At 74.6% G+C, this 22,516-nt stretch carries 1 protein-coding gene; it reads left to right on the plus strand.

Annotated elements, in window-relative coordinates:
* Positions 1-40: 40 nt before the first annotated feature.
* The gene (locus ACIRJR_RS19820; RefSeq protein WP_403782182.1) at positions 41-22,264 is read left to right on the plus strand and encodes a hypothetical protein; all 22,224 of its coding nucleotides are present in this window, start codon (positions 41-43) and stop codon (positions 22,262-22,264) included.
* Positions 22,265-22,516: the final 252 nt, after the last annotated feature.

A 22,516-nucleotide genomic window follows, 5' to 3' on the forward strand; every position in this document is an offset into this window, starting at 1 on the left:
CCGCTCCGTCCTGCCCGAGCGGGCTCCGGGGCGGACAGCGATGAGCATCCACGTATCGCCCGAGATCAACACGATGATCTTCATCCTCACCGGGGAGAAGCTCATCGACGCCGACGAGGACCTGGCCTTCGACAGCCGAGTGCCCTACTCAGGTCTGGGCCGCAAGCTGGAGCGGCTGTCCTCGCTGATCGACAAGTCGATCCATGACATCGGCGAGTCCATGCCGGACGACCTGTCCAAGTCGTACGCGAACGCGATGGGCATGCTCGTCGACGACGGCGGCAAGAACTACCTGAAGGACTTCGCCGACCAGCTCGACAAGATCGCCGAAGGGCGACGCAAGACCTCCATGGACATCATGGAGTCGAAGTGGCAGGTCATCGCCGAGATCATCCGCCTGCTCATCGAGATCGCCATCTACCTGGCGTTGTCCTTCTTCACCGGCGGGGCCTCGGCCAGCCAGATCATGCTGGCCAAGCTGCGCAGCCGGTTCTTCATCCTCACCACGATGAGCCACCTGCTCCAGCGGCTGCACCTGGCGCCCTCCCTGACCGAGGCGTTCGCCGAAGCGTTCACCACCTTCGCGGTCCGGCTGGCGATGATGAACTTCGCCCCCGACGGCCGCCGTCCCGACGGCTTCGACTGGAACGACATCCTCAAGGCCGCTGCGTTCGGCGCGGCGGCGGGCGGCCTCACCAGTCTCTTCGACAGCTTTGCGAAGAACATTGTCAACAGCTTCGACAACAACTTCCTCAAGAACGGCCCGGACCTCGGCTTCAAGAACAACCCCGGTCCGCCGAACACGCCGGGCCCCGACTTCAAGCACAACGGGCCGGCCCCCACGCCGACTCCGAAGCCGGATCCCACCCCGGGCCCGAAGCCGAGCCCTACGCCCACCCCCACCCCGACGCCCACCCCGACCCCGACGCCCACCGACCGTCCCGGCCCCACGCCGTACGGGGGCGGCCCCGGCCCTTCGGGTAACCCACCGGTCACCTTCCGCAACGATCCGCTCTCGTTCCGGAACAACCTGAACCTGTGGCGGAACAACCCGACCCTCCTCAACAACCTCGACCGGCCCGGCGCGCTGGCCGCGCACTACGGACTGAAGGGGACGACCGATTTCCTGGCCGCCGGCGCCGGCGAGGCGCTCGCGGAGATCCTGATCAAGGGCGCCTTCGACGGCGACTGGTCGACCAGTTGGTCCACGTTCGTCGGCGCCGGCATCAGCAGCCAGGTCGAGAGCACGCTGAGCGACACCGCCGTGAACAGCGGCGCCGAACTGCGCCACGCCATCGACAACCTGCGCAACCAGCCGCCCACCGTCTCCGGTGGAGTCGGCGGCACCGGTACCGACGGATCCGCGCGTTCCGGCGCGGACTCCGACCGCGCCGACGGTTCCTCGGACAGGAACACCGCGGGCGGCGACGGACCGGCGCCCGCCTCGTCCCCGCCGGTCGTCCAGCAGACCACCGGACAGGGAACCGACGTCACCGGCAGTCAGTCCCCGCCGCCCTACGCCCCGGAGAACCAGCCGCCGTACGCGACCGCGGCCCCGCCGCTGTACACCCCGGGCACGCTGCCTGTGACCGCCGCCGAGAACGAACTGTGGCAGCAGGTCCACAACGGATCCGCCGAGGTCCGTGAGCAGGCGCTGAACGACCTCGCCGCGCTGCGCGGCGGCTCCTCGGCGCCGGGCGGAACGGAGATAGGCATCCGTGACGGTCTGCAGGGCGGCTTGTCGCAGGTGCCGGAGGTGCGGGTGGTGCCCGCCGGCAACAGCCCTGCCGTGCAGATCGACGCCGACGAGGTCCGCCGTGCCCTCGGTGGCTTCGACGCCCCGGTCACGACGGGCCCCCCGCTCACCGTCGCCGCCGGGACGCAGGCCGACAGCGTCGCCCCGGTCGCGGAGGGGGCCGCCGAAGGCCCCACCGGGGGCGACCCGCAGGGCACCGTCCCCGATACGTCGCCGGAGAGCGCGGGCGTGGACGCGGACGTGGACGTGCCGGAGAACCCGGCCGCGACGGGGGCCGGTGACCCGGAGGTCGCACCGCCCGAGGGCACGGCCGTTACGCCCCCTGCGGATTCGGCGGTGACGTCTCCGGAGAACCCGGCGGTGACGTCTCCGGAGAACCCGGCCGTGACGTCCCCGGAGAACCCGGTCGTGACGTCCCCGGAGAACCCGGTCGTGACGTCCCCGGAGCAGGCGGAGGGCGAGCTCCCGAGCGCCCCCCACGAGTCGCACGAGTCGGCCCCGCAGAACGGCCCGGTGGCCGCGCCGACGGTCCAGGAAGCGGGCACCCCCGTCCCCACGGGCGGACCCGCCGCCTCCAACCCCGCCGCCGGGACGGGCAGCGGAGCCCGGCCGGGCAGCGTCCCGGCAGGGTCTACGCCCCCCTCCGCCCCGCCGCAACAGGGCACCCGCACTCCGGATGGAGCCGCCCCGGCGGACGGCTCCCCGCAGACCGGGCCCTCCCCGCAGGCCGCGCCGTCCCCAGATGCCATGGACGCCGCTTCGGATGCCGCGAACCCGACAACGCACGCGGGCACATCGGATTCCGCGCCGGTGGCCACCCCTCCGCCCGGCCCCGTCGCCACCGACCAGGCCGCGGACGACACTGACACCGCTCCGACGCGGATCAGCACCATCGGTTCGTCCCCCGACACCGGAGACGTGCGCGACGCAGGCGGCACAGCCGACGTGAAGACCGGGCCCGCTCCTGCCGCAGGCCTTGGGCCCGCCCAGGCCACGCCGCTGACGATCGTGGTGTCGGAGGCGCCGCCACCGGGGGAGGGATCGTCCGAGGCGGTCGCGCTGCTGGACGGCGCCGGCACCGACCGGGCCGTCGTGCTCGGGCCGGCGGTCGCGTCGGAGGGCGGGGGACGCCCCGTACGCGCTGCGGTGGAGCTGACCCGGGAGGGGCCCGGTGCACCGGTCCGGGTCCGCCCGCTCGCCGGACCGGTGCCCGCCGCGACGACGGACGGCAGCACGGACACCGCGTTCCCCGGCGCCGACGTGCTCCTGCCGCTCGCCGACGCCCTCGGCCCGATGCCCCGTCCCAGCACCGAGAGCGGCCTGACGACCGAAGGCACAGCTCCGGCCGTCACGTCCTCGGCCACGCCCGCGACGGCGGCCCCGGAGAAGCCGGCCCCCGTACGCGGTACCACGGCGGCCCCGGAGTCCACCGTCATCACCGCACCCGCCCCGGACGAACTCGCCACTCCGTCCCGCCCCTGGACCGGGACGGCCACGGACCTGTACCTGGAGTCGGGCAGGAGCGACACCGATGGCCGGGGCACCGACGGGCCGGGTACGGGTTCCGGCCCCGGACGAGGGTCGAGCGGCGACGGAACACCGCCGCCGCTCCCGATGCCGGACACCCGCCCCGAGTCGCTCCTGCCGACGGCCCTTTCGCCGGCTCCGCCTCCGTCGGCCCGGATCGTCGTACGCCCCGCCGGCAGCGGATCCACCGAGGACGGCGGCAACGGTCCGTCACGTCCGCCGAGTGAGCCGTCCGTCACCACGCTGGACGGCCACACCGTGCCCGTCGCGCAGCTTCGACGCCTGATTCCCGACACCGGGGCGAGGCCCCGGCCCGGTCGTGCCGTACAGACCCTGACCATCTCCCAGAGCCCCGCGGAGGACGGCACGGCGCACGCCGAGGGGCGCCGTGCGCTGCTCGGGCAGGACACCTTCCGTGGTGTGCGGACCACCTCCCGGGCCCCCGGCCCCACCGGGGCCCCGCCCGCCCCCCGTACGGTGTTCACCGGCCCGCCGACCGCGCTCCCCGGCTCGGGAACGGAGCACGGCGCCGACTACTTCGCCGGGCACGGCACCTCCCGCACCGTCTCGCTCGGCACCCAGGACGCGGCGCGCCCCGTCGTGAAGGTCAGCGGTGTACAACTCGGCGAGGTGCTCAAGTCCTGGGCCCAGGACGGCCGGCAGGACCGGCCGCTGGTGCTGTTCTCCTGCGAGACCGGACGGCAGCCCGAGGTCGCGGGACTGCCGGTGGCCCAGCACGTGGCGAACCGGACCGGGCGCACGGTCCACGCGCCGACCACCGAGGCCGGCACGGCCAGGGACGGCGACGGCAACGTCCGCGCGGTGCTCACCGAGGGCGCCGACGGGCCGGGACGGTGGCGCGTCTTCACCCCGGAGCCCAGCGGTGCCGACCTGGACGGCCTGGCACGCGACGCGGGCCTCCACGCGGGACCGGAGCCGGCCGACGCCTTCGCCCTGACCCGTACCCTCCAACAGGTCCGCACCCTGCGCGAGATCCTCGGCCCGGACGCCGAGCAGCGCCCGGAGAACCGCGAACTCCTCGCAGGTCTCGCCTTCGTGGACGGCCTGCGCTGGCGCGCTCCGGACACCGCGGCCCGCTACGGAGACGGCCGCATGACCCCGGACCTGCTCCGCCGGATGGTGACGGCCCGTCAAGATGCCATCGGTGCGGCCACGGGCGATCCGGCGGCCGGCCCCACGCCTGAGCAGTACGCCGATTTCCTGCGTGCCGCGGCCGAGTTGCGTACCACCGCCGGGCCCGGCACCACGCTCGACGCGCTGCTCCCCCCGCCGCCGCCCACGCTCCCGCCGGGCACCCTGGTGTCGCCGGAGGACGTGCGCGGTCTGGCCTACGCGCCCACCGCCCAGATCACCTGGTCGCTCTCCGACAGCCCCCTTCCGCTGTCGGAGCTGGCGCTGAGCCCCGAAGACACCGCCGAACTCGCCCGCCGCAGGCCCGATCTGACGCTCCCACCCAGCGGCCCGGAGAGCCTCGCCGAGGACATGGACCTCCTGAGCAGGCCCACGCCCGGTGCGGCGGACACCGTGCACGCCGACGGATCGGCCTTCCGCCGGCTGGACACGCCGGGTGGCGGGAACTGCCTCTTCCGGTCGCTGCTCGACAGCGCCCGCGGCCAGGACGTTCCGCCTGCGTGGGCCGCGCGGAACGTAGCCGGACTGCGCCGGCTGCTGCGGGACCGGATCACCCGGACCGAACTGGGCGACGCCGTGGCCGTGGCGATCCCCGACCCGGTGTTCGCCGTCGTGGACGACCTGCGGATGCGCGCCGTCGCGGGAGTGCGGGACCCGGCAGAACTGGACCGCATCACCCGGCAGTGGAACCGGACCGCCCAGGCCGTCGTCACCGAGGGCGACGCCGCCGCCTGGCAGCGGATCCTGCGGGACGGCGACTACCCGCACCTCGCCGACCTGGCGCCCACCCCGGCCGACGCCAGGCGGCTCGGCACAAGGGAGCTCGTCGCCTCGTCGGCCGAACTCCCCGCGCTCTGGGCCTCGCCCTTCGCCGACCTGCTGCCGGAGGCGCTGGCGCAGACACTCGACCTCGACCTGCGGCTCGTGCAGCCCGACCCGCGATCGCCGGGCGGCACCTTCGTCAACACGCTCAACCCGGGGGGCCAGGGCGGCGTCCTGCACCTGGCCTACAACGGCACGGACCACTTCGACGCGCTGGTCCCGGCGTCGGCCCCGCTCACGCCCGTACCGGACCCCGGCACCACGCAGGACCCGAAGCCCGTACCGGACCCCGGCACCACGCAGGACCCGAAGCCCCTACCGGATCCCGGCACCACGCAGGACCCGGACGCCACGGCTGCCGACCAGGACCCGCCAGGTTCCGGCCCTCTCGGGGAGTGGCTGCGCAGCATGGGCGGGATCACCGACCTCGACACCCCCGACGCCGGGACTCCGGACCGGGGCGACCCGGTGCCGCTGGAGACCCAGCTCGAACGGCATCGTCCGGCGCGCCTGCTGACAGGTCTGGACGCCCGGCCCCCGGGTCCGCCGCCGGAAACCGTCACCTTCGAGGACGGCAGCCGGCTGCCCAGGATCCTGATCAGCCCGGAGGCCGACCCGGCCGACGGGACACCGGGCGGCCTGACCGACGGGACCGGGCGGAGCGACCGGACGGGACTCTTCACCGGCATCGGGAAGACCACCCTCCGCTCGCCCGAGCAGGTGGCGGAGGAGGTCCTGGGCAAGCTGCCGGCGAAGCTCCGCGCCCAGTTCGACGAGGCGGAGCTGCTGCGGCTGCTGACCGATCAGCCCGGCGCCTTCACCGCCCCGCGCGGGGCGCGCTTCGTCGGCCGTGAGAAGTCCGGGGTCGGCCACGAGATGACAGTCGAGGCCATCCCCTACCACCGGTGGGAACGCTTCTCCGACGTGGGCGGTGCCACCGTCAGGCTGGACACCATGCGACGCGGCCAGGCGGGCACCGGCGGCGGGCGCAGCGTCGGCTTCGGCCGGCGGATCGCAGGCGGGCTGAGCATGGGCCCGCCGCTCAACTGGCTGCTGAAGCTTGGCTTCTCACTGGGCTGGACCCGCAGGACCGACTATGCGCAGGGCACCCAGGCGTACAACCAGTCGGAGTGGCGCAACTGGGAGGGCTCACACCTGCACCTGGACGACGTCCACTACCGGGTTCGGGTGAACCGCGTCACCGAGGCGCCGACGGCTCCAGGGCCGGACACCCGGTCCGACGGCACCCCGGGACGGACCGCCCCGCCCCCGCGGAGACCGAACTGGCAGCGCACGCAGGTGCACGCCGCCGAGTTCGCGATGCGTGACGGGCTCAGCTGGCGGATCCCCGACGACCTCACCGTGCCCTCCAAGGGGCCCCGCCGGGCACCCGAGACGCTCACCTTCCCGGAGGGCGCCGAGCCGCGGATGGCCGACACCACGGGGCTGCACCTGGTGGACCCGCCGGAGGACATCGCCCTCGCCGTCTCGGGAGCACGTCCCGGGAGTTCGGCACACCGCACCCTGGTCTCGTACGTCCGGCCGGGGCGGCTCCTCGCCTTGTTCGGCCGGTTCGCGGGCCCGGTCACCGGACCCGAGCTGACCAGGGGCAGCGGGCAACACCCGCTGGGCCACCTGATCGTGGAGCGGTCGGTGCCGCACCGGGCCACCCTCGTCGCCGAGTCCGTCAGGACGGAGCTGCGCGACCTCACCCAGACCACGTACCAGAACGAGCGCGGTCACGTCCGTGACACCCGGCTGGGCCTCCAGGTCACCGCCGGTCCCAACTACACGCTCACCGGCGTGGACACCGACGTACGGCTCCAGGGCGGCCCGCTGGTCCGTGTGGACGTGTCCACCGGACGTGGCCACTTCCTCGGTGCCGACGCGGCCAGGAAGACCACCGGGCGTGTCCGTAACCACCCGGTCGCGCTCTACCGGGTGGAGCGCACGCTGATGGTGCGCAAGCCGGGCGAGCTCCCGTCGGCTGCCCGCCCCGTCCGGGTCGTCAGCCTGGACTGGATCTCCACCCAGGACGCGCGCCGCCTGGCGGGCTGGGACAGCCGCACCCCGGGGCGCACGGGCCCCGACCCGGACGTCGAGCCGCCGGTGCCGTGGTACCTCACCCGCGAGGACCCGGTCCACCTGAGCGGCCAGGTACGCGCCGAGGGCTTCCTCCCCGACCGTCCGCAGCCGCAGCCGCAGCCGCAGCCGCAGCCGCAGCCGCCGGCCGTGGACGGGGCACCCGCCCCGATCCAGCCGCAGACCGCGCAGTCCGCCCCGCAGGACCCCATGCGGGCGTTCGCCGACACCGTCCTGGACACGCTGCACCAGTCGTACCCGTCGCTGTTCGTCCCGCCGTTCATGCTGCGGCACCCGCGGCTGGCCAAGTTCTGGTACGGCGACGGGCGTATGAGGACCGCGCTGCACAACGACCGTCAGGTCCGCGAGGCCCTCAACCGGCCCAGCCTGGCACAGAGCCTGGACGACCTGACGACCACCGGGGTGCCGGTCACCCTCACCGAGGACGGCAAGGTACGCCGCGGTCACCACACGCTCATCCTCGGGGCACGCCTCACCGACCGGCGGTTCGAGACCACCATGAGCGAGCGCTCCCTGCGGAACGCGGTGATCGGCACCGAGGTCTCCGGACAGGGACAGCAGGCCGCCGTCACCCTCTCCGGCGGTGTGGAGCTGGGCATCTCGCCGCGTGACCACGACAAGGTCCCCGAGGCGGGACTGCCCCGTCAGACCGGCAGCGTGGCAGTCGGGGCACGCCATGCCCGGACCGACCAGAAGGCCACCAGGAACACGGTCGCGGTCACCCACGACCACCTGATGTTCCAGAACGGTGCCGACCTCTACAGCTACCGGGTGGAGCTGAACGCCTCCTTCGAGGGCCACCGACGTCCGCGTGGCTGGGCACGGCTCGCCTCGATCGGCCTGCTGGGCGCGGGCGTCTTCGTCAGCAAGGTCGAGGAACGGCCCCTGTTCACCCGGGGGAACGAGACGGTCGGCCGGGTCGAGCTCGCCGTGCCGGCCGCCCACGGTTCCGAGCACCACGCCCCCGCGGACCCGCCGGCGGCGGGACAGGCACCGACGGCTACGCCCCCCGCACCGCAGCAGCTCTCCTCCACCGAGGCGGACCAACTCCTCGACGGTGTACGCCCGCTGCCGAGGACGGACTCGTCCGACCGGCAGCTCACCGGCAAGCTGCTGAGCGCCCCGCACGTGGTGCTCAGCACCGAGGGCGGCCCACAGCGCCAACGGCTCACCCAGGACACCGCCGACCGGGCGTCGGGCACCTCCTGGCACGTCAGCGCACCCGGCGCTCCCGTGCGCACCGCGCTGCGCCGGGCGATGGCGAACCTCAACATCGCCGGCCAACTCGGCCAGTACCTCGGCCCGTTCGGCTCCCGCGTCACCGGTCTCAACGGCGCCGGCCCCTTCCGTACGCACTACCTGAAGGCAGCGATCCGCGGCGAGCTGAGCAACTTCCGGGTCAGGAGTGATCCCAAACCGGCCAGTCTCGAGGCCACCGTCGGCAACGAACACCGGGTGAACGGCAGCGCGAGCACCGTCTCGCGCACCACCCTCGGCCTCCAGGGCGCCGACATGCCTCTGCAACAGGCCCCCGGACAGCCCGCCGTCGTCGGCTCCTACTCGACCGCCCTGCAGTACGCCTGGGGCAAGGGACGCAGCGTCGCGCAGACCCTCACCAGGGGACGCAACACCACCCTCACCTACGCCGGGCGGATGTACCTGGTGGTCGCCGACACCGCCGAGACCGTCGCGGTACGGGACCGCTGGACGGCGGCGATGGGCGCGGTGGGCACCCGCTCCGGGGCTCGCATCAGCTCCCTGGCCGGACGGCTCTCCGAGAACCTCGGCAACAGCACCGCCCCGCGCCGCGCCGCCGCAGCACTCCAGCGCATCCGGGACGCTGTGATGTTCCACCTCCCCATGCAGGACGTCATCGAGGCCGGGCTCGCCCCCGACGGCCTGGCCACCACCACCCCGCACAACCTCGGCGGGGGATACCGGGTGCCGCCCTTCCTGCGCGGCCGCCGGTTCCCCACCCACCCCAGCGGTCAACTCGACGCCGGGCCTGCCGCGCAACAGCTGATGAGCCGGCTGGAGAAGGCCGGAGTGCCCTCCCACGACCGTGAGCAGGTCCTCCAGCGGCTCTCCCCGGACTTCCTCGCCGCTCATCTGCACGAGCTGACCACCGACGGGATGACCCTGCCGGTCCGTTACCGGAGCTGGACGAGCCCGTTCCACCTGCCGGTGGGCGGCAGCCCGGGACAGATGACGTTCAAGCTGACCCCGGTCACCACCACCGTGGACAGGCTGCGCACCGGCTACGAGCTGGAGGACTACCGCACCACCGCCCGTGACACCGCCGGCGGCACCTCCCAGGACCGCGGCGCCGACGTGACGCTCAGCGCGGGCGAGCGGGCGGCGGACAGTGGCATCCTCGTCGCCAACCCGTCGCTCCAGGGCACCGCCGCGAAACAGCGGTCGAGCACCCGGACGCAGACCTCCGGCACCACAGCGATGCCGAACATCGCCACCACCCAGGCCCACGCCGAGATCGTCACCAGCTACACCCTGACGGTCACCATGACGGACGCGACCGGTGGTCCGCTCGCCCCCGGCGTCTCCGCCGTACCCGTCGGCAGCCTCCACGAGATCCTTCCGGCGAGCCTGCTCACCCCTGACGGCGACGGCACCGACGGAGCGCTCACCGAACAGGACGTCCAAGGGCCCGAGCGCGCGGTGCGGATGCTGACCGCCGACCAGGCACGCCCGGAAGGCATCGCCGCCTGGCGCACCTCCGGCGGGAGCCGCACCACCGGCGCCGATCCGGACGTGCTGCCCTTCGACGACGTCGTCGGCTCCGGCATCCTCGCGGTGGACATCCGGGGCGCCGCCAACGTGCACGACGCCCTGACCCTGGCCACCGCACGCGCCGACGGCCTCGGCGACACCGACCTCGGGCAGCGGCACACGGGCACGGTCCTCGAAGGCCGGGTGCGCATGGCCCGCCACACCCCGCTCACCGGCCTCGGCACCGCCCCCGGGCAGGCCCAGCAGGAGGCCACCGCACAGGTCGGTCTGACGTCCGGCTTCCGCGAGGCACTCGGAGCGAGCGGCACGTCGCTGCCCACCCAGGCCTCCACCCACCTCTTCGGCCAGTCCCACACCGCCGACTCACGCCTCTACGCGAGGATGCACCGGAGCGGGGCCCGGCTGCTCGCCGTCGAGAACAAGCCGCGCATGGAGGCCATGCAGCGGGCGAAGACCTCCGACGCGCTGGACGCCGGCATCACCGACAACGTCGAGGGTGCGGTGGGCACCGCACCGCTGGCCGGCAACAGCAACGCGGGTGTCACCAACCCCGGCGCCACGGTCCCGATCGGCGGTACGAACGACGGCACCACGCTCAAGGGCACCGCGGACACCACCCTCGGCACCCACACCAAGGTCGTCACCGACCGCAGCATGCTCTTCGCGATCCCGGTGAGCTGGCTGGCGGTGGCCGACGTGCACCACCGGGTCACCGACAGCCGGACCATGTACGCGCTCGGCAAGGCCGAGCGGGGGCCGCGCGCGGCCGAGGCCGAGACGACGGCGCTGGTCTGGCTGCGCGAGGACATCGCGCGCGACCACGGCCTCCTGGAGGACTCCACGTTCACCGGGGAGGTCCTCACGGCCTGGGACGACCAGGCCAAGGCGGCCGGCGACCTGGCCACGGCCGAGAAGGGCTACTACGACGCCCGGGCGCGGGCCAGGGAGACATGGCTCAACCTGACCGACGACGAACGGACCGCCCTGGGCGCCGCCGGTTCCGGCGCCGCGGTGACGCCGTCCCCGGCCGTCACCGCCTGGCAGTCCGCCCGCGACGAGGTACGCCGGTGGGAGGAGCGCACCGACGCCGCCGCCGCCGACCACCACCGGCTGCACCTCGCCGCCTCCCGCCTCACCGCCCACCACCAGGGCTCGGCCTCGGTCCCGGTGAAGGACCTCCCGCAGGAGTACACGGCGCCAGGCTGGCGCTCCGAGGCACCCGAGCCGTACACGATCACCGGCGGCACCGGCTCCGCCCCGCGCACCCTCACCTCGCCGGACCGCGCCACGGTGCGCGAGGTCCACGACATGCCGCACGACGGTGCCTCGTTCTTCCACGCACTGCTCGCCGCCGCCCAGGACCGGGGCAGGCTGCCCCACCTGCTCGGGACCGGCCTGGCCGACCGGTTCGCCGCCGACCCGGGAGACCAGGCGGTCACGGCCGAGGCCATCGGCACCGCACGCGACCGCCTGGCCTGGGCGCTGGGACAGGACGGGAACGAGGACCTGCTCGACGCCCTGGCCCTGGACACCGCGGACACCTTCACCCAAGCCGAACTCGACGCCGCGGGAATCGATCTGACGGTCCCTCAACAGGCCGAGTTCGACGCGTTCGGACGCCTCCCGGTGACGCTCTGGCCGACCCCCGCACAACGGGTGGCACTGGCCGGGGCCGCCCTCTCCCGTCCGTTCGCGAGCGAACCGCGCCAGGACGGCGCGGACGGCGAACCCGCCCCGCCGGGGCGCCGCGCGGGCGACCACGGCGGCGCCGACCTGCTGCCCGCACTGGCCGCCCGGGTCCTCGGAACCCCGCTCACCGTGGTCACCGGCGAGGGCCGTGACCAGCTCTTCCTCCCGCACGGCACCGACCCGGCCACCGTCGATCCGGTCACCGACCCGGTCCTCTTCGCCGAGGGCGGTTTCTTCCACGCGGCCCTGCCGCAGGGAGCCGCGGCTCCGGTCGCCACGCCGCTGCCGGCCCCGGTGTCCGAGGGCACCCCGGAGACCGCACGCCCGGCGTCCGTGCAGCCGACCGCGCACCGCAGCCACACCACCGCACCCTGGCTGCCGCCCGCCGACAGCACCGGCGCGCGCTTCCGCCTCGACAGGGACGGCGTCCTCACCGCCCCCGACGGCGCCACCTACGCGCAGGGCGCACCCTCCGGGCGCGGCAACGGATTCTTCGGCGCGCTCTCCACCGCCCTGCACCTGGCGGCGGCACATCCCGGGACGGACCGCCACGACGCGGCGCGGCTGCGCATGCGCGCAGGGGTGCCGCCCGCCCAGCTGATGCGCCTGAACGGACTGCCGGGTGAGCCCGGCGACCGTGACTCGCTCTTCGCGCCGCCTCCCATGAACTCCCGCTCGGGCGGGCCGGATCCGAGCGCCGAGGCCCGGGACGGCCACCTGCGCCGTCACCTCGCCACCGCCCCCTGGGGGCCGGAGGCGGACCGGGCCTTCGCCGAGTGGGCGGCGGCCGCCACCGGCACCACCGTCACCCTGGTCGAGGAGAACGGCACCACCCACACCTACTCCGGACCTTCCGCGGACAGCCCCTCCGTCCTGCTCCGCCGCCGTGGGGGAGACATCGTCCCCCTGATCACCCGCACCCCGGCGCCCGCGCCGGACACGATGAGCACCGACCGGAGTTCCCCGCCGCCCCCGGACCCGGCCACCGTGCCGCTGCCCCCCTCACCCGGGTCCCCGGCCGGGAGGGACGTCCCCGGGCTCCCGGGCGAGGAGGAGGCGTACGAGCTGAGCACGCTCTCCGGCGCCGAGGCCGACGCGCTCGCGCGTTTCCGCTTCACCGACGACTCCGACTCCGGGGCGCTTGCCCAGTTCCGGTTCACCGACGACACAAGCGACTCCGACGGTGAGGACGGCACCCCGGACGACGCCACGCACGAGGTATGGCTCGGACTCCTCTTCGGATCCGCGTCCCGCGACGACTATCCGCCCGAGATGCTGGTCGGCACGGCCCTGTCGCTGCGGGAGCTCGCCGAGAGGCACTCCCCGCCCTCCTCCGTGGCCGAAGGCGATCCCCTGCACGGCCTGGCCAGGCGGGTGCTGGGCCTCGCCCCGGACGCCGAGGTGAGCGAGCGGCAGCTGCTGCTCCTCGGGTCGCTCGCCCTCAGCGCCGCCCCGGCCCAACTGGCCGACGAGGAATCCCTCTCCGCCTACCTGAGGAGCCATGACGGCGCCCTGGTCCGGGGAACCCGGCTCGTCCCCGAGCACGGCCCCGGGCGGAACTGGACCGGCACCGGAGCCGAGGTGCCGCCCCTGGACTCGTACGCGGTGGAGGGTGCGGACGGCCGGCTGAGCACGTGGCCCGCCCCGTGGCCGGCTGCCTACACCGTCCTCGCCCAGGCGGATGCGGATTCGGTCCAACTGAAAACGCCACGCGGCACGTTGACGCTCGACGATCCCGCGGAGTTCGCCAGGATCATCGCCCGGGACCCGGCACGGCCCCCCGGCACCGACATCGCGCTGGTCGTGCCCCACGGCGACATCGCGTCCCTGGCGCGGCACGTCGCCGACCTGACCGGCGCCCGGGTCTGGTACTCCGAGCACGCCCCCCGCCCGTCGACGGACTGGCGCACCGGCACCGACCGCATCACGCTGGGCCCCCTCGGCGACGGTGACGACGTCGGCGCGGTGTGGACCTCCGTCCTGCCGGGGGAGGAGGCCGACAGTGACTCGGACGTCTCGGACATCGTCGGCATGTACGGCGGCCCCGAGCGCCGGGAGGGGATCGACGCACGCCGGGCCGAGCCGCTGACCACGACGGAGTACGGCGTGGTGAACGGCGGCGACTCGAACGTGATCTTCCGCAGGCCCGGCGGGATCCGGGGGAGCTGGCAGACCCCGCACGCCCTGACGGGCACCGACGACGCACCCGAACTCCTCCTGTCCGTGCAGGAACACCACGAGACCCTGGTCTCGGAGCGGCCCGCCCTGCGGATCTCCTCGGACCGCACGCTCGCCGTCGAGGACGGCGCTTACGGGCAGCAGATCTTCGCGACGGAGGAGGCCGTCGCCCGCGCGTCGGTCAAGCTGGCGCGAGCGGGGACCTCGGTGCGGCTGCGGACCGACACGGAACTGAGTGTCATCCTGCCCACCCCCGGCGGCGGCAGCAGGCAGCTGTTCCTGGTGACCCCCGTCTTCCTGACCCGCTCCGGACAGTCCACCGAAGAAATCTGCCGGGACTTCGCCGACATGCTCGCCGACACCTCCCGCACCTCGCACATGGTCTTCCGCACCCCAGGCGCCGGCCCGGTGATCACCGCGCCGGTCAACGCGTCCGACGGGGCCGAGGTCACCGGTACCCACCACCTCGCCGCCGCCCTGGGCCACCTCGCGGACGGTGACACACCCCCGGCCACGGCGGATCCGGAGTGGGCGGCGACGCTCGTCCGGCAGGACGACCGCCCCACCGGCGGCGACGGCGGTCCACTGCCGGGCCGCGCCTACGGCAGCGCGCTGAGCCTGGCAGAGGAGGACGACCCGCGCCGCGACGCCCTGTCGGACGCCGCGGGCCGGATCGGGGTCAACGAGCATGCCTGGGCCGACATCGGCGAGGGCTACGTCGTGCAGTCCGTCGCGGCCCCCGGCGAACAGGGCCAGCCGAGCCTGGAGCACAACCACGCCAAACCGCAGGCGGGTTCCGGCGGTGCGCACTTCGGCTACCACTTCGTCACCGTGGTCCTGGCCAGCGAGGACGGCAGCCACCAGATCTCCCTGGAGAACCACGCCCGCGCCTCCCAGCGCAACCACCGGCACCGCAGGGCGGTCCAGGCGAACCTGCGCAACCACGACCTGGGCGATCTCCGGGAGATCGCGTCGCGGCTGCGCCAGGAGATCGAGAAGCAGCCGGACGAGGGCGCGGACAAGCCGCTCGCGGAGCTGCGCGGCTACCTCGACCTGACCCTCGCCCTGGTCCGGGCGAAGCAGGCCCAGACGGAGATGCACGCGGCGCCCGCCGGTTCACCGGAGCGTGCCGCTGCCGAGAAGACGCTGGAGGGCGCCACCCGCGCCGCCGCACTGCGGGTCGGACAGCTCGAACCCGTCATCGCGGGCAAGCACCAGTGGTACATGCGGATGTACGCGCAGCGTCCGGGCGAGTCCGCCCACGACACCAACGCCGAACTGCTGGGCGACAACCCCTCGGCCGAGGCCAATCCGCTCACCGCCGTCGTGCTCCGGGGCCAGCAGGCACTGCCCGTTCCCATCGTCTTCGAGAAGGGTGTCCAGCAGACGCCCCAGAGCGCCGGGCACTCCCTCCGGTACCTGGCCAAGGTGGTCGCCAGGGCCGCCCTGTGGAACGAGACCAACGGTCTGCCGCTGCCGGACGTCCGGGTCACCGGCCGGCGCGGCGGCCGTCTCGCCGGCAGGGACCTCGCGAAGGTGCGTGCCGAGGCGGTCGCGGCCTCGTTCCGGCAGGACCTCTCCACAGCACTCGCGGAACTCCAGGACGGCACACCCGAGCCGCACCTCACCGCCGACCGGTTCTCCGTCGAACCGGTCTCGGTGCGCGACCGGGGGACGTCCGCGGGCGACTCGGCGGCCTCCACCGTGACCCTCACCGTCGACGACCACCGGGGCGGGCCCCGGCACGTCGCCACCCGGGGGCCTGGCGGCCGGTCCCGGCAGGGGGGCCTGCCCGGAGGGTCGCGCGACGACGGTGTCGACCCGATGGCCGAGCACTGGCCGATCGGCCGCGAGGTCACCGTCATGAGGCCCCGCTTCGGCGTCGACCCGGCCTCCGCCGTGTCCGCGGACGACGTACGCGCGGCCACCGCCACACCCGCGAGCGAACCGTCCCCGGACACCGGCACCGCGAAGGGCAAGGCCCCGGTCCGCGCCGAGGACGGCGCGCCGGCCACCACGGGACCGCGTCCGGACGAGTGGTTCACCTGGACCCGTTCGGCGGAGTCCCGCTCGGAGCCCTTCTCCTACGAGGTCGCCGACACCGGGCACATCAGACTCCCCGACGGTCAGGAGATCCCGCCGGACGGGTGGACGCGCTTCGGCCACGACTTCGTCCACGCCGCGGCGGGCACGATCCTGCGCGGCGACAGCGGCTGGATCGGCCGCATCGCCAACATGGACACTCTCGCGCCCGCGATGGCCGACCTCGACCAGGAGGCCACGCCCCACCGGGTCGTGGCGGACTCCTCGGCGCTGTACCTGGTGCCGGAGGGCGAGGGCGACACGGCCCTGCGCATCCCGTTGCGTGAAGCAGGCTTCGGTGACACGCCCCCCGCCGGCCCGGAGCGCCCCGGCGCCACGGTTCCCGTCACCACGCGGCCGTCCGGAGCGCTCCGCGCCCGCCTCGACGACCGGCCGCGCACCGTCGTCCGATCCGCCTTCGACGTAAGGAGGTTCACCCACGGAGGAGAGACCTTCACCGATCTGACCGTGCGGCTCGCCCTCCGTGACGGCGACGGGCAGGCCGACACGGACGCCGTCATGGCGCGGGTGCTCCAGGGCGTCGAGGAGTTCTACAACGGTCCGGGGCACCGGCTGCCCGACGGCGACCGGCTGCACGTCACCGTGGAGCGGGTGGAGCCCGGCGACGAACCCCACCTGACGGTCGACCTGGTGGGCCGGGACCAGCGGATGAACCAGCGGGCGTGGTGGGCCGACGCCGACCCGGTGGAGTTCGCGCACGAGCTGGCACACCAGCTGTTCCTGCGCGACGAGGCGCGTGACGCGAGCAACCCGGACCGGTTGCACACGCCCGGCAGCCTGCTCGGCCCGTTCCGCGAGCAGGCCCCCGACGGCCTCGCGCAGAGCGGTCTGCGACCGCGCCACCTCCAGCTGTGGGCCGCGGTGGCCGGCGAGATCACGCCGCACGCCCCACCGGAGGGGACCAGCTGGCCCGACGCCAGGACGGGCGCCACGCCGGAGCTCCGGCAGCCGGTGTGGGTCGACCCGGTGTCGCTCCCCACGGCCTCCCCGCAGACCGGTCCGGACGGAGCCGTGCCGCCCGGGCTGCCTCCCGGGGACGCCCTGCCCACCGTGGCGGAGGCGTCCGACGAGTCGGACTCCGACACGGACTCCGACGACGGGGCGCAACCCCCGGTCCGGGCCGGCCAGGGCTGGTTGAACACCCTGTTCGGCCCCTTCCTCGGGAGTGTTCCGCGCGACCGGCTCCAGGAGACCTCCGAGGCGCTGTACGGACTCGTCGCGGAGGAGGCCGGTCCCCGCCCGACACAGCAGCAGCTGCGCGACGGCCTCGTCCGCGTCACCCGGCAGGTCCTGCACATGGCCGACGGGGCGAGGCCGGCCGCCGGAGACGTCCACCTGCTCGGTTCGCTGGCACTCGACGCCTCCTCTGACGACCTCGCGAGCACCGACGACCTCGCCCTGTACTTCATCGACCGGCAGATCGAGACCGGACGGGGCGCCCTCGACGCGGCGACGCAACTGCAGGACGGCGAAGGCAACCCCCTCGGGCGCGACTTCACCGGACCGGGGAGGCCCGCCCCCGAGACGGAGACCTACGCCGTGCGGGGCCGGGGCCGGGTCATCCGGCGGAACGCCCCCTGGCAGAACCCGTACCTGGTGGTGGCCGAGGCGGCCGGCCACGGCGTCGACGTCGCCGTACCGGGACGGACCTTCCGGGTGGACAGCCCCGAGGAACTGGCCCGGCTCATCTCGTACGACTCCCGGCGGCCCCGCGGCGCGGACATCGTCCTGGCGCTGCCGCCGGAGTACGCCGCGACCGTCGCGTCCCTCGTCGCGGGGACGACGGGCCGCCGCGTCTGGTACCCCGAGGCGCCGGTCGGCGTGGCCACGCACCCGACCGCAGGGACCCGCCACCTCATGCTCGACCTCGACGCCGGCGACACGGGCGCGGGCTGGGCGTCCACGGAACCGTCCGAGGACGGCGGCCTGCCCGGAGCCCGCGACACCGACAGCCTGTCGGACCCGGACAGCGACGACGACCGGTCGAGCAGCGACGGGGACGCAGAGTTCGACCGCCTGGCCGACCAGGCGGTCCTGGAGCGCCGGATCGACGCGCGCCGCCCCCGGCCGCTGACGACGCGCGACTACGGGGTCGTCGACCGGCGGGGCACCGGTGTCCTGTTCACCGGGCCGCTGCCCCGGACCGTCGGGGAGGTCGGGGCCGGGGACGGCACCCACGCCCTGGTGATGCCCCGGCAGGACCACGGCGACGTCCTCATGGCCGACCGGCCGCCCCTGCGCATCTCCGAGGACCGGACGCTGGCCACCCTCGCGACCGGCGACGGTCAGCAGGCGTACGCCACCCGAGCGGCGATCGCGCGCTCGTCGGCGCGGCTGTCCGCGGCCGGGGCCGGTGTGCGGCTGAGGGCCGACGAGTCGGTGGGTGTGCTGCTGCCCAGGGAGGACGGTTCCTACGGTGAGCCGCTCTTCCGGGTCGAGCCGGAGTTCCTGACAGGCTCCGGCGGTCCGGAACACGCCTTCACCCGGGACTTCGCCCGGATGGTGGCCGGCCAGAGCTCCGCGCCCTTGTCCCACATCGCCTTCCGCGGCCCCACGGGCGTCGTCACCGCCCCGGTGAACGGGATGCACGGCCGGGAGGTCACCGGCACCCACCACCTCGCCCAGGCGCTGGCGGAGGTCGCCGAAGGCATGGGCTCCGCCGCCGAGGTGACCCCCCGGTGGGCCGCACGCCGGACCGGCCAGGACAACCGCTTCACCGGAGGCGTGGTGGGCGCCCCCACGCCGGGTGAGCGCTACGGCAGTGCCCTGAGCCACGAGCCGCAGGACAACCCGGCGCGCACCCGGCTGGCCACGGCCGCGCGGCGCATCGGCGTCAACGAGTACGCCTGGGCGGGAGTCGGCGAGGGCTACCTGGTCCAGTCCGTCAGCACCACGAACCCGGGCGGCGCGCAGCTGTTCACGCACAACCACGCGAAGCCCGGCGACCGGGTGGGCCCGCACGCCCCCTACCACTTCGCGCAGGTGGTGCTGGAGGGCGAGGACGGCACCCACCAGATCACGCTGGAGAACGAGACCCACTCCCGGGCCGAGCTCCCGGCCGAGCTCCTCGACGACGTCATCGACGAGAACCTCGACCGCTACCACGAGGACGAACTCACCGCGCTGGCCGCCCGGACCGAGCGGCGCCTGGCCGAACTGCGGCGCGGCGGTGCGGACGAGACGGAGATCTCCCGCTCGGAGGGCTTCGCGGCCGTGGCCAGGGCTCTCGCCGACGTCCACCAGGCGGAACAACTGCCCTGGTACTTCGACGAGGACCGGCCCGAGCACGCGCTGGCCCTCAGGGAGGCGGCCGGCGCGCGCACCCGCGCCAAGGAGCTGATCCGGGCCGCCGCGCCGGTGATCGAGAGCAAGGACCTGTGGTTCCTCCGGGCGTACAGCAAGCGCCCGGGCGAGTCGGCGCACGAGACCAACGCGGCTCTGCTGACGGAGGACCCGCCCGCCGTGGCCAACCCGCTGACGACGGTGGTGCTGCACGGCCACACGCCGCGCGCGCACCAGCGGACGATCCACTTCGAGGAGCGGCGGCACGACATCCCCGCCGACGCGGACAGCACACTCGACGGCCTGGCGCAGGCGCTGGCGCGCGCGGGGCTGTGGAACCGGGCTCACGGCCTGCCGATGCCATCGGTCACCGTCACCGGGCACGGCAACCGTTCCCAGGCCAGCGGCCGGGCGAGGGCCGACGCCGTCACCGCGGCGCTCGCGGGGAAACTGGCCGGGGCGCTGGGCACCTTCCAGGCCGGCGCGGACGGACCACGGGTCGGGGTGCGGGACTTCGGCCTCACCAAGTCCGCGAAGCGGGTGCGCAGTGCCACCGGACCCGCCCAGGGACGCGTGGTGACGATCGATGTCGACGACCACCGGCTGGTCACGCCGACGCCGTCCGGCCGCACCACACCGGCCGGGGAAGCCGCCCCGGCAGAGGAGCCCGCCGCCACGCGGCCCACGACCGATTCCGGGACGACGACCGGCGAGCCCGCCACGACCACCGGCGAACCCGCCACGACCACCGGCGAACCCGCCGTCACCCGGCCCGCGACCCCGGAGTCCGTGACCACCGCCGGGCGCGCCGGGTCCCGGCCGCCGGGCAGGTCCGCGCGGCCGAGCCCCGAACGCCGTAACAGCGACGCGCCCCCGTGGGTCCTGGCGCGCATCCGCTACGCCGAGGAGTCGGTCGCCTTCGACGAGCGGCTGGGCGAGTACCTCGCCGAACACGGCCCGGTGGTCGCGGAGTTCCGCAGGATGGCGACCGCCGCCTGGGCCGCGGCACGCCGGGAGCACCCGCGCGCGCTGGCGACGTTCGGCGACACCAGCAAGGCCAAGGCGGGTGTCGTCGGCACGTCCCGCGAGGCGCTTCAGCGCGTGCTGAGGAGCGGGAACCTGCGGGAGCTCGTGGCGTTCCTGTACGAGGGCATCTCCAGCGACCTCGTACCGGAGATGCTCGGCGGCGCCGAGGAACAGCACCCGGTGATCGCCGAGGAGCGGCCGAGCAGGCGGCAGCGCGAGGTCTACGCCGAGTTCATGCGGCGAGCCCTGGAGATCTCGGCGTCGGACAGGACCGTGGCCGAGAAGGAGGCCGCGGTCGCGGAGCTCCAGCGTTCGGTGGTGACCCCGGCGCATCCGGACACCGCACGGCCCCCGTTGAGCGAGGCGGAGCGCCGGTTCGCGGTCAACGAGGCCGGACTGACCTGGATGCCCGCGACAGCGGTGTACGACATTCCGCTGGACGCCGGTTTCCAGGGCGTCTCCGAGGACTCGGGCGGCCTCGTGGCAACCGGAACCGCCGGGTCCACGTACCGCTTCATGGTGCACGCCGCCCGGATGCGGGAGCAGTGGGGCCTGGACCTGGACCTCGGCCTGATCCGTGCGGGGATGCTGGCCATCTCGCTGACGGTGGGCCATCACACCGCCCACGAGGTGATGCGCGGTGCCCAGCTGGCCCTGGACGACGTGCCCGGCCACGACCCGGCCCTGGACTACGCGGACAACTGGGGCCGGTACTGGAACATCCATCCCCTCACCGAGCAGGAGCTGCGCGAGAACGTCGCGCGGGAGGGGCTCTTCCCCGATGAGCACGCCCGTGCCCTGCTCGACGAGCCGACCCCCGGGCCCCCCACGGACACCGGCACGCGGGCCGGCGGAACGGACACCGGCGCAGCGCTCCCGCACCGTCCGGGTCCGGTCCGCGACCGGCCCGTCACCGCCGGGCGGGGCCACCCGGCGCCGCAGGGGCCGAACCCGCCCGGTGTACCCGCAGCCCCCCGTCCGGGGGCCGCCCGCGGGACCGAGGCCGCGAACCAGACCGCGGAACTCGCCGAGGCGTGGCACGCGCACGCCCGGCAGTTGAAGGCGCTGGGCGCGGCCGTCGCCCAAGCCGTGGCCGCAGAGCGGCACGGCTTGGGCGACGCGACGACGAGCGCATCTGCCTCAGCCGTGGCCTGGGCCGGGGTCGACGAGGCACGCGAACGCCTGGAGGCCGCCGAGCACCGGCTGTGGACCCTGGGCGTCGCCCCGGAGGCGCTGGGCGCGGCACGAGGCGACGGTTCCGGCCTGGGCCAGGCGCCCCCGGCCGTGCCGAGGGACGCGGGCCTGCGCCGCTGGATCGCGGGACAGCTCACCGAAGGTGACCTGCCGCCCGCCCCGCCGGAACCCGCCGAGGGCGAAACGGTCGGCACGGAGGAACTGAGAGCCGTGGGCATCACGCTCTCCCAGGGACAGCGGACCGAGATGTCGCTGCGGGGTGACGGCCGGCTGCCCGCGGGCGAGTTGTCGCCGCTTGACCTGCTCCGTGTGCGGATGACACGCCCCGACGTGTGGTCGGAGACGGTGGACACGGCCGCCGCCCAGGTGGCACGGCGGCTGTGGGCGGGGGCCCACGCCGACTTCGCGGACGCGGCACCCGGCGGCACGGGCGAGGCCGACACCACCCGGGCCTGGAGCGCCGCCGTCGCCCTGGTGCTGCCGGCGGAGCCGCACGCGGTGCTCGCCGACTCCCGTTACGCGGGTGACGCCTTCCGCGACGCGGTGCGCCGTGTCGCCGACCGCCTGCTGGGCGGCGGAGGGACCGGCGCCGGGATCGCGGCGGAGCTGGCCGACGCCCTCCGTCCCGGGCTGGGCCTGCGGCAGCGATGGGCTCCTCCCGCCCCTGGCAGCCGGAGCGGCTGACGGTGCGGGCCCGGCGACACAGCCGGGCACAGGTGTGGACATCCCCGGCCTCGATCTGCCGATGCCGGACCACGTCGACCTGGACGCGCCGGCCACCGGCGCCACCCTGGCCATCCGGATCCGGCCCGGTGGAGGGTCACCGCGGCCCTGGCCGGGGCTGGGCGCCGGTCCAGGCCGGCTCCCTGCCGGGCCCGAGCCGGCTCACCCGTGCCGGTGGACTCTCACCGTGGCCCGCCCAGCGCCCGTGCGACC

Origin of the sequence: Streptomyces sp. NPDC102402 (assembly GCF_044765765.1) — a bacterium.
GTDB lineage: Bacteria > Actinomycetota > Actinomycetes > Streptomycetales > Streptomycetaceae > Streptomyces.

Bases quoted from the DNA above. Each gene is read 5' to 3' on its own strand.
- ACIRJR_RS19820 (WP_403782182.1), top strand. From the start codon at position 41: ATGAGCATCCACGTATCGCCCGAGATCAACACGATGATCTTCATCCTC.